The sequence below is a fragment of the Candidatus Nanopelagicales bacterium genome (genome assembly GCA_030700225.1).
Taxonomy (GTDB): Bacteria; Actinomycetota; Actinomycetes; order S36-B12.
The window spans coordinates 43,430-53,276 of the sequence record JAUYJT010000068.1; the positions used below are offsets into that span (position 1 = coordinate 43,430).

The window sequence follows — 9,847 nt, forward strand, 5'->3', positions numbered from 1 at the left end:
ATATGACAGCGGACGTCGTCGGAGAGAAGACGACCCACGCTGGGCAACCACTCCGCGCGGCTGTGCCGGGAGACCCAACTGAAGGGGATCTGCCCGAGCTGCCGCCGGATCGCTTCCTGGACCGCGAGCTTTCGTGGCTCGCGTTCAATCATCGCGTTCTTGAGCTGGCCGAGGACAAGCGATTGCCGCTACTCGAGCGGGCCAGATACTGCGCGATCTTCGCCAGCAACCTTGACGAGTTCTTCATGGTCCGCGTCGCGGGCCTGAAGCGCCGGATCGCGACCGGGATCGCCGTCCGCGCCGCGAGCGGTCTGCTGCCCCGCGAACTGCTGGAGCGCATCTGGGATAGTGCGCGCGAGCAGATGCGCCGCCAGTCCGAATGCTTCGCCGACGACATCAAGCCCGCCCTGGACGAGGCCGGCATCGAGCTTCTGCACTGGGATGACCTGTCGCAGGACGAGCAACAACAGATGCACGGATTCTTCCGGCGGCGAGTATTCCCGGTCCTGACTCCATTGGCCGTCGACCCGTCACACCCTTTCCCGTACATCTCCGGGCTGTCCCTGAACCTCGCCATAGTCGTGCGCAACGCCGAAACCGGCAACGAGCTGTTCGCCAGAGTCAAGGTGCCCCCGCTTCTTCCGCGGCTGGTGGCTGTCGGCGATGAACGGTTCATCCCGCTGGAGGACGTGATCGCGATCCACCTGGACCAGCTGTTCCCGGGCCTGGAGATCCTGCAGCACCACACCTTCCGCGTTACCCGCAACGAGGATCTCGAAGTCGAAGAAGACGACGCCGAGAATCTGCTCAAGGCGCTTGAGCGAGAGCTGATGCGGCGCAGGTTCGGTCCGCCGGTGCGACTCGAAGTCGAAGGTTCAATCGACCCGTACGTGCTGAACCTGCTGGTTAGCGAGCTTGGTGTGGGGCCGGATGAGGTAGTCCAGCTGCCTGGGCCACTGGACCTGACCGCTTTGACGCGGATAACTGACCTGAACCGCGACGACCTCAAGCAGCCATCGTTCGTCCCCAAGACCAACCGTGACTTGGCGGAGGTGGAGTCAGCTTCACCTCCCGACGTGCTGGACGCGATCCGGCAGAAGGAAGTCCTGGTTCATCACCCGTACGACTCGTTCTCCACGTCCGTTCAGCGGTTCCTGGAACAAGCCGCGGCAGACCCGCAAGTGCTCGCCATCAAACAGACCCTTTATAGGACGAGCGGTGATTCCCCGATCATCGATGCTCTGACGGACGCGGCCGAGTCCGGTAAGCAGGTGCTGGCTCTGGTCGAAATCAAAGCGCGTTTCGACGAGCAAGCCAACATCAGATGGGGCCGCAAGCTTGAGCGCGCGGGTGTGCACGTCGTGTACGGACTCGTGGGCTTGAAGACCCATTGCAAGCTGAGCATGGTCGTTCGCGACGACGGGGACATGCTGCGTCGCTACTGCCATATCGGGACGGGGAACTATCACCCCAAGACAGCGCGGCTGTATGAGGATTTCGGTCTGTTGACAACCGATCCAGCGATCGGCGAAGACGTAAGCCGACTGTTCAACGTCTTGTCCGGGTACTCGCTGAACACCGAGTATGAGCGTCTCCTGGTCGCGCCACGGTCCATCCGATCCGGGCTTCTGGAGCGCATCGAGTCAGAGATCGAGAACCACAGAAACGGACTCCCCGCCAGGATCAGGTTCAAGTGCAACTCGATCGTTGATGAGCGCATCGTGGACAGCCTCTACCGCGCGGCTCAGGCGGGCGTCCCGGTCGATCTTTGGGTGAGGGGGATTTGCGCGGCCCGTCCTGGCATTCCTGACACCGGAGGCCGCCTGCGGGTGATAAGCATCTTGGGCAGGTTCTTGGAACATTCGCGAGCTTTCGAGTTCGCTAACAGCGGCAAGCCCGAAACGTGGATCGGCTCAGCGGACCTGATGCACCGCAACCTCGACAGGCGCGTTGAGGCACTGGTACGACTTCAGTCGGATGAGCATGTCGCCGAGATAGGAGCCCTCTTCGACATGGCGTTCGACCCGGCAACGTCGGCCTGGCATCTGGGCGAAAACGGAGACTGGACCCGTAGAATCCAATCATCGGACGGTTCTGAGTTGAACGACTACCAGGAATCGCTCATCCGGCTGAAGAGTGCCAAGCGAGGAGCGTGAGCATGTCGGAGAGCGGCGGCCCTCCAGATTTGCCATTCGCCGGGAGTGACGCAACGGCCGCGCACGCCGCGGAACCGTCGACCGTGCGCGAGGTTGAGAAGAAGCTGCGTATCCATGCCCTGTTCAGACTCCCGCAGCTTGCGGGCAGCGTAGAGGGTCTGTCAGCCGTAGAACCTCAGCCCACCCGCGATCTGCTCGCGGTCTACCACGACACTTCGGACCTACGCCTCTTCCGATGGGGGATAACGCTGCGCCGACGCGAGGGCGGCCACGACGCCGGATGGCACATGAAACTGCCCGTCGATGATGAGGGCCAAGGAGTCCGGGACGAGATTCGCTTGCCTTTGAGCGCGGGGGAGGTCGGACACGTTCCAGCGGCTCTCTCGGACATCGTGATAGCCCTGACGCGGGAAGCCCCTCTTGTCCCCGTCGCGATACTGCGCACGGAGCGGGCGCCGTATCTGCTGTCGGACGCCAGCGGTGAGCCCACGCTCGAACTCGTCGATGACACCGTCTCGGTCCTCGACGCGGACAGGGTCGTCGCGCGGTTCCGCGAGATCGAGGTCGAGGCCCTGACGCCGGAGGCCGCCACCGATCCGCTTCTGGGAAGGGTCGTCACCTACCTCACGCAGTTCGGCGCCGTTCCCAGCACGTCATCGAAAGCGGCGACCGCCTTGGGGCCTCATGCCTCAGCGCCGCCGGACGTGATGCCGCCTGACACCGTTACGCCGAGCGACGCGGCCGGCGCGGCTGTGCGGGCCCACCTGGCCCGGCACGTTCGCAGACTGTTGATCCAGGATGTGAGAGTCCGCCGCGACTCCCCAGACTCGGTTCACCAGATGCGTGTCGCCGCACGCAGGATCCGAAGCGGGCTGCGCGCATTCTCCCCACTTGTGCAAGAGGAATGGGCGCGGCATCTCCGCGACGAGCTGGGCTGGGTCGCCGGCGAGCTCGGCGCCGCCCGTGACACGGAGGTGATGCTCCAACGCCTCGAGGACCGCGCCGCGAGTTTGCCCCACGATGAAGCCGACCTTGCCACCTCCGCGATCGACAAGGCCCTGCGGGCCCGCCTTGTCGATGCCAGGGCGCACGCTCTGGCCGCCCTGCGCAGCGAGCGGCATCGCCAACTTCTCACCGAACTCGTCGAGGCGGTCCGATCGCCGCGTCTGACTCCTGAGTCCGACAAGCCATGCGTTGACGTTCTGCCCCCCCTGGTGGAGAAGGCCTGGATTCGGCTAGCGAAGGACGTCCGCAAGTTGCACATCGATAGCCCCGCCCATCCTTGGCATGAGACACGTATCGCGGCCAAGAAGGCCCGCTACGCGGCTGAGGCCGTCGAGCCGGTGTTCGGCAGACCGGCCAAGCGCCTCGCCACGGGACTGGCTGAAGTAACCGAGGTCCTCGGTGACCACCAGGACGCCTACGTCGCCCAGATGACGTTGAAGGAGCTCGCGTCCGACCCCGACGTCGACGGGCCAACCGGGTTCGCGATCGGACTATTGCATTCACTCGAAATCGAGCACGAGATGTCGCTTCGGGCTGAATTCCGGCACTTGTGGCCAACGATGCGCAGAATGCATGACGAGACCTCGCTAGCCTCTGGCTGATGAGTGATGAACCGATCCGAGCAGCTGGAGTCGTGCTGCTCCGGCAAACATCACGCGGTCCGCAAACGCTCATGGTGCACAGGCCTAGCCACAAGGACTGGTCGTTGCCCAAAGGCAAGCTCGACCCAGGCGAGAGCACTGTCGCCGCCGCCATACGCGAGTGCGATGAGGAGACAGGGATCATCCCAGTTCTGGGAGTGCCACTGAAACGCCAGACCTACCAGGCGATGGGTCGGAAGAAGACCGTCGACTACTGGACCGCGACGATCGGCCTGGACAATGGATTCGCACCTGACGGGGAGGTTGACGAAGTCCGCTGGGCGTCCCTGGACGATGCTCGTGCGCGGTTGAGCTACGCCAGGGACGCCGAGCTGGTCGCGCGGGCCTTCGCCTCGCCGCAAACCTGGCCCCTGATAATCCTTCGCCACGCGGCCTCCGTCAAGCGTGGTGACTTCGACGGCCCCGACATCAGACGGCCGCTCACCGACAAGGGAAAAGCCGAGGCCCGGGGTCTCATCCCATTGCTAGCGGCCTACGGGGTGACTCACGTCCACAGCTCCGACGCCCTGCGCTGCCTGGAGACGGTGAGGCCATACGCGGAAGTCGCTCGCGCGAAGGTCGAAGCCGAACCTCTGCTCAGTGAGGCTGGCTACAAGGACCGCCCAAAGTCGACCCGGAGCCGGACACAGGCTCTGGCTGGCGAGCGCCGCAGCCTCGCGATTTGCAGCCATCGGCCGGTCTTGCCGAGCATGCTGACGAGCATTGGAGCACTCGGCAAGTCCGCAGCGCTCAAGCGTTCCACGCGAACCACGATCCCGCCCGGAGGGATGATCGTGATACACCGCTCCTTCGTTAAGCATGGATGGTCGGTTGTCGCGGTGGAGCGACATGAGGGACCTCACCTGCCCGCCAAGGGAGGCCCGAGTAACTAGACGTTCACGGCGAGTTCACTCCGAATGAGGCAAGGAGTCACGTGCCGCCCCTAGCGTCCGAGTGTCGGCGCTGATGCTGGCTCCCGCGTGGAGCGGGGAAAACGATGGAGGGAAGAGGATGAGAACTAGACGTGCACTCACGGGAGTGCTAGCCGCAGCTGTAGCGGGGACGCTTGTGCTGGCGGCTTGCGGCAAGTCTGACGGTTCCGGCGGTTCAGACGCTTCTGGGACAGTGACGGCGGACGGCTCGTCCACTGTGGGCCCCCTGACTTCCGTGGCGGCCGAGCTCTTCAGGCAGCAAGCGCCAAACGTGAACGTCACGGTCGGTACGTCCGGAAGCGGCGGAGGTTTCGAGAAGTTCTGCCGAGACGAGACCGACATCTCTGATGCCTCCCGACCTATCAAGGACGTGGAGATCGAGGCGTGCAAGAAGAACAGTGTGCGCTACACCAAGCTCGTCGTGGCCAATGACGCGTTGACCGTCGTAGTGAACAAGTCGAACTCGTTCGCCAAGTGCCTGACAACGGGCCAGCTGAAGAAGATCTGGGAGCCCGGCTCCAAGATCAACAACTGGAACCAAGTGGACTCGAAGTTCCCGAACCTGCCGCTTGAGCTGTTCGGACCGGGAACCGATTCCGGCACGTTCGACTACTTCACCGATGAGATCAACGGTGAGGAGGGAGCCAGCCGAACCGATTACACCCCCAGCGAGGACGACAACGTACTCGTTCAAGGAGTAGCCGGCTCCGCGGGCGGACTTGGCTACTTCGGGTACACCTACTTCGAGGAGAACCCGGGCAAGCTGAACGCGGTGGAGATCAACGGCGGTAGCGGCTGCGTGGCCCCGTCACCTGAAACGTCCCGCGACGGCACGTACACGCCGCTGTCTCGCCCGCTGTTCATCTACCCGTCCATCAACCGGCTCAGTTCCAACCCATCGCTGCGGCAGTTCCTGGACTACTACGTGGACAATAACGCGCAGATCGCGAAGGACGCTCAGTACATCCCTTTGAGCGACAAGCAACGATCTGAGCTCAAGACGGCGTACGCCGATGCACTCAAGGAGGCTGGGGTCAGCTCATCCCCGGCGGTCGGCTAGGAGGCAGGGTAGTCGTCTATGGGAGTAACAGGACTGCGCCCAAGGAGCGCCCCAGCCCCGGACGGGAGTCTGGACCTGGGGCGCTCCTCACCCCGCTACGGCGAGGCCGTGATCAAGGGCTTGCTGACCGCGGCCGCCGCCGTCACGATTCTCACCACTGTCGGGATCATCTGGGCCCTGATCGTCCCGACAGTTCAATTCTTCCAGGCTGTGTCGATTCCCGATTTCCTCTTCGGCACCGAGTGGTCGCCTCTGTTCGCCGACCCCAAGTTCGGGGTTCTGCCGCTGGTCAGCGGCACCCTGGTGATCACGGCGATCGCGTGCGTGGTGGCGATTCCGCTAGGACTGCTGTCGGCGATCTACCTTTCGGAATTCGCCAAGCCGAAGGTTCGCCGGACCATCAAACCGATTCTGGAGGTGCTGGCCGGAATCCCCACAGTGATCTTCGGCTTCTTCGCGCTCGAGTTCGTGACGCAAGTGATCCTGAAGGCCATATGGCCCGACATCGGAGTCTTCAACGCGCTGTCCGCCGGTCTGGTCATGGGCGTGATGATCATCCCCACCGTCGCATCGTTGTCCGAAGACGCGATGTCGGCAGTTCCTCGCAGTCTGCGCGAAGCGGGATACGCCCTGGGCTCATCGAGGAGTCAGGTGGCCACAAGGGTCGTCGTTCCAGCCGCGCTGTCGGGAATCATCGCGGCCTTCGTACTGGCGGTTTCGCGCGCGATCGGCGAGACAATGATCGTCGCCATCGCGGCCGGCCTGCAGCCGCGACTGAGTTTGAACGTGCTTGAAGGCATGCAGACAATGACCTCATTCATCGCCGCCGCTGGGTCGGGCGACCAGCCGACCGACTCAATCGGCTACAAGACAATCTTCGCGGTGGGTTCATTGCTGTTCGTCATGACGTTCCTGATGAACCTGTTCAGCATCAGGCTGGTACGCAAGTACCGGGAGGTCTACGAATGAGGAACATCCGGCGCGCCCCAGTCAAGGACATGGCCTTCGCTGGGCTCCTCTTCGTGGCGCTGGCAATCGCCCTAGTCTCCCTGGCGGCGCTCCTTGGATTCATCAGCATCGAAGGCTGGCCGAGGCTGACGCCGACCCTCTGGGAGAACATGCCGTCGGTCCGTCTGCCCGAACTCGCTGGCGCGCAATCAGCCATCACAGGAACCCTTTGGGTCTTGAGCACTACCGCGGTGATCTGCCTTCCCGTCGGGATCATGGCGGCGATCTATCTGGAGGAGTACGCCAACCCGACGAGCCGCTTCTACCGGCTCGTTGAGATCAATATCCAGAATCTGGCGGCCGTGCCCTCCATCGTTTACGGGATCCTGGGACTGGGCGTGATAGCCCGAGCGCTCGCCCTTGGCCAGACCGTGATCACGGCGGCCCTGACACTGTCTTTGTTGGTCCTGCCGATCGTGATCATCTCCACCAGAGAAGCCTTGCGTGCTGTTCCGTCCTCCATCCGATTCGGGTCGATGGCACTCGGGGCCACCAAGTGGCAGACCACGTGGCGCTCAGTGCTGCCAGCGGCGATACCGGGCACGGCTACCGGAGCCATACTGGCCCTGTCGCGGGCGATCGGGGAAGCGGCTCCGCTGATAATGCTTGGGGCTGTCACGTTCATCACGTTCAACCCGTCCGGACTGTCCAGCACCTACACCGTTATCCCAATCCAGATCTACAACTGGGTATCCCAATCCAGGGCTGAGTATCAGGTGCTCGCAGCCGCGCTGTGCATTGTTCTGCTCGTGATTCTGTTGATAATGAACGGGATCGCCATCTTCCTTCGAAACCGCTACCAAAGGCGCTGGTGAATGACTGTGTTTGCTGCCAATCCCTCCGCACTGTTCACGCAGATCGCAGGACCCAAATCCGATCCATTGGCCGAACCACTGGTTGATCTCGAATCCGTCGGCGTGTACTACGGCGACTACTACGCGGTCCGCGATGTCAGTCTGGTCATGCGGAGGAATGAGATCACGGCACTGATCGGACCGTCCGGATGTGGCAAGTCCTCGCTTCTGCGTTGCCTGAACCGCATGAACGACTTGATCCCAGGAGCCCGGGTCGTCGGGACCGTCACGGTCCAGGGCACGGACATCTATGGACCCGAGATCGACCCAATCGAAGTGCGGCGTCACGTGGGCATGGTCTTCCAGAAGCCCAATCCGTTCCCGAAGTCGATCTACGACAACGTGGCCTACGGCCCCAGGGCACAGGGGAAGAAGCACGACCTGGACGACACCGTCGAGCGCGCTTTGACCAGCGCGGCCCTATGGGACGAGGTGAAGGACAAGTTGCGGTCCAACGCACTGTCCTTGTCAGGCGGACAGCAGCAGCGGTTGTGCATCGCTCGGTGCATCGCCGTGCAGCCACAAGTGATCCTCATGGACGAGCCCTGCGCGTCATTGGACCCGATCGCGACCGGCAAGATCGAGGACCTGATGCGTCAGCTAGCGGACGATTACACCATCGTGATAGTCACCCACAACATGCAGCAGGCCGCGCGCGTGTCAGATCGCACCGCCTTCTTCACTGCCGAACTCGATTCCGACGGCGTCCGCCATGGCCGCCTCGTCGAATACGGCGTAACTCATCAGATCTTCACAGCGCCGGTGGACCAACGGACCGAGGACTACGTTTCCGGCCGTTTCGGCTGATCGAATCAGAGGAGACTCCGTGGCGAGCAGTACTGACCCGCGCACTACGCACGTCGTCATGTTCCGGCTGGTGGACCCAGCCGACGTCGAGGAAGCTCTCGTCCGCCTGCGCGGCATGGCGGGACGTATCCGGAGTCTGCGCTCCATCCGAGCGGGCCGGAACTCCAACGCCTCCCCCGCTGCTTTCGATGTCGTCCTGGTCACCGAGCATGACGACCCGGCGGGACTCGCCGAGTACGCCGCGCATCCTGTTCACCAGGAGGTCCTCGCGTGGCTGAAGGCCCGTTGGACCGACCGCGCGGTAGTGGATACCGACCGGTTAGCTTGATCTGTGGCTGCCAGTGAATCTGCCCGAAACGGCGGAACAGCGCACATGGCTACGATGATGGATTCAACGAAGGAAGGTCGATGACCCAACGTCTTTCACACATTATTGTCGTCCTAGCCCTTGGCCTGGCTTTAGCGGGCTGCGTAAGCGCGACGGACACGCCTGACGCGCCGAGCGGATCGGCGTCAACTTCCGCGGACGGCGTGTCCGCGATCGTGGTGCAGGCTGGCGAGCAGACGCTGGCCACGGGGAGCGCGCGCTTCTCAGCGACCATGACAACGCCCGGATCGGCTGGCACACAGGTAACCATGGATGGCACGGTCAACTTCGCGAAGAACGAGGTCGAGGCCAACCTGAAGAGCAAGGGTCCAGGCGGGAATGGGCGGATGCGACTCATCTCCGCGGACGGCGTCCTGTATATCAAGACCAACCAGGCCCCGAAATGGATGAAGACCACCGCCGGACAGCTCGGCGAGATCGCGTCGCCAAGCGAGGGTCTGGCCAATCTCGATTCGATCACCGGCATGAAGAAGGTCGGAAGCGAGAAGGTGGCGGGCGTGCGGGCGACCAAGTACCAAGGCACCCTCGACCTTCTGACGGCGCTCGGGTCGGCCAGCATGAGCGACGAGAATCGCCAGGCTCTGGAACAGCAGATGCAGGGCGCGACGGCCAAAGTCACCGTCTGGATCGACGGCGACGGTCGTGTACTTCAGTTCAAGCACAAGGGCGATATCGTCACCGCTGAGGGCCTCGGCGTGCAGTACGAAAGCACGATGCGCTTCTACGACTTCGGCGTGGCTTCCAACATCAAACCGCCGCCCGCTTCTGACGTCGTGGATGCCGGGGAGCTGACGGACATGGTCACGAAATAGCTTCAACCCGGCGATCGGCGATCCCCCGCCGGGGCTCCGGGCACCGGGGGCGCGTGTCGTTGGGTGGGGTTGTCGGGGGGGTCGATTAGTATCGGACACATGTTCGATGGTGTTGGTTCTTCGCCTCTTGACCCGGCAGCCGGGTCGAGGGTTTTCGCCGCGCCTGTGGCCGACGCGTCGAGCC

At 63.2% G+C, this 9,847-nt stretch carries 9 protein-coding genes; all 9 read left to right on the forward strand.

The features are described 5' to 3' along the window. The first annotated feature begins 2 nt into the window (after positions 1 to 2). The 9 genes from Q8P38_11180 (at position 3) to Q8P38_11220 (ending at position 9,663) form a co-directional block, all read left to right on the forward strand. A complete protein-coding gene (locus tag Q8P38_11180; GenBank protein ID MDP4015165.1) occupies positions 3 to 2,156 on the forward strand; it encodes an RNA degradosome polyphosphate kinase in 2,154 nt (717 codons plus the stop codon). Between the two features lie 2 nt (positions 2,157 to 2,158). Then, positions 2,159 to 3,763, forward strand: coding sequence for a CYTH and CHAD domain-containing protein (locus tag Q8P38_11185; GenBank protein MDP4015166.1), 1,605 nt, complete (start codon positions 2,159 to 2,161; stop codon positions 3,761 to 3,763). Beyond that, positions 3,763 to 4,695 (forward strand): NUDIX domain-containing protein, encoded by a 933-nt coding sequence (locus tag Q8P38_11190; protein ID MDP4015167.1) that lies wholly within the window; start codon positions 3,763 to 3,765, stop codon positions 4,693 to 4,695. The genes Q8P38_11185 and Q8P38_11190 overlap by 1 nt, the downstream gene beginning before the upstream one ends. A gap of 118 nt (positions 4,696 to 4,813) precedes the next feature. Beyond that, entirely contained in the window at positions 4,814 to 5,794 is a 981-nt protein-coding gene (locus Q8P38_11195; GenBank protein ID MDP4015168.1) for a PstS family phosphate ABC transporter substrate-binding protein, read from the forward strand. Positions 5,795 to 5,812: 18 nt separating this feature from the next. Next, the gene (gene pstC / locus Q8P38_11200) at positions 5,813 to 6,763 is read left to right on the forward strand and encodes a phosphate ABC transporter permease subunit PstC (GenBank protein ID MDP4015169.1); all 951 of its coding nucleotides are present in this window, start codon (positions 5,813 to 5,815) and stop codon (positions 6,761 to 6,763) included. Then, positions 6,760 to 7,617 (forward strand): phosphate ABC transporter permease PstA, encoded by an 858-nt coding sequence (pstA, locus tag Q8P38_11205; GenBank protein ID MDP4015170.1) that lies wholly within the window; start codon positions 6,760 to 6,762, stop codon positions 7,615 to 7,617. The genes pstC and pstA overlap by 4 nt, the downstream gene beginning before the upstream one ends. After that, the gene (pstB, locus tag Q8P38_11210; protein ID MDP4015171.1) at positions 7,618 to 8,463 is read left to right on the forward strand and encodes a phosphate ABC transporter ATP-binding protein PstB; all 846 of its coding nucleotides are present in this window, start codon (positions 7,618 to 7,620) and stop codon (positions 8,461 to 8,463) included. 19 nt (positions 8,464 to 8,482) lie between these two features. Next, the gene (locus Q8P38_11215) at positions 8,483 to 8,791 is read left to right on the forward strand and encodes a Dabb family protein (GenBank protein ID MDP4015172.1); all 309 of its coding nucleotides are present in this window, start codon (positions 8,483 to 8,485) and stop codon (positions 8,789 to 8,791) included. Positions 8,792 to 8,871: 80 nt separating this feature from the next. Continuing rightward, positions 8,872 to 9,663, forward strand: coding sequence for an LppX_LprAFG lipoprotein (locus tag Q8P38_11220; protein MDP4015173.1), 792 nt, complete (start codon positions 8,872 to 8,874; stop codon positions 9,661 to 9,663). Positions 9,664 to 9,847 lie beyond the last annotated feature (184 nt).

Excerpts from the sequence above, each read along its gene's own strand:
- pstC (MDP4015169.1), top strand. The coding sequence starts at position 5,813 with ATGGGAGTAACAGGACTGCGCCCAAGGAGCGCCCCAGCCCCGGACGGG.
- Q8P38_11220 (MDP4015173.1), top strand. The coding sequence starts at position 8,872 with ATGACCCAACGTCTTTCACACATTATTGTCGTCCTAGCCCTTGGCCTG.
- Q8P38_11185 (MDP4015166.1), top strand. The coding sequence starts at position 2,159 with ATGTCGGAGAGCGGCGGCCCTCCAGATTTGCCATTCGCCGGGAGTGAC.
- Q8P38_11180 (MDP4015165.1), top strand. The coding sequence starts at position 3 with ATGACAGCGGACGTCGTCGGAGAGAAGACGACCCACGCTGGGCAACCA.
- Q8P38_11195 (MDP4015168.1), top strand. The coding sequence starts at position 4,814 with ATGAGAACTAGACGTGCACTCACGGGAGTGCTAGCCGCAGCTGTAGCG.
- Q8P38_11190 (MDP4015167.1), top strand. The coding sequence starts at position 3,763 with ATGAGTGATGAACCGATCCGAGCAGCTGGAGTCGTGCTGCTCCGGCAA.
- pstA (MDP4015170.1), top strand. The coding sequence starts at position 6,760 with ATGAGGAACATCCGGCGCGCCCCAGTCAAGGACATGGCCTTCGCTGGG.
- pstB (MDP4015171.1), top strand. The coding sequence starts at position 7,618 with ATGACTGTGTTTGCTGCCAATCCCTCCGCACTGTTCACGCAGATCGCA.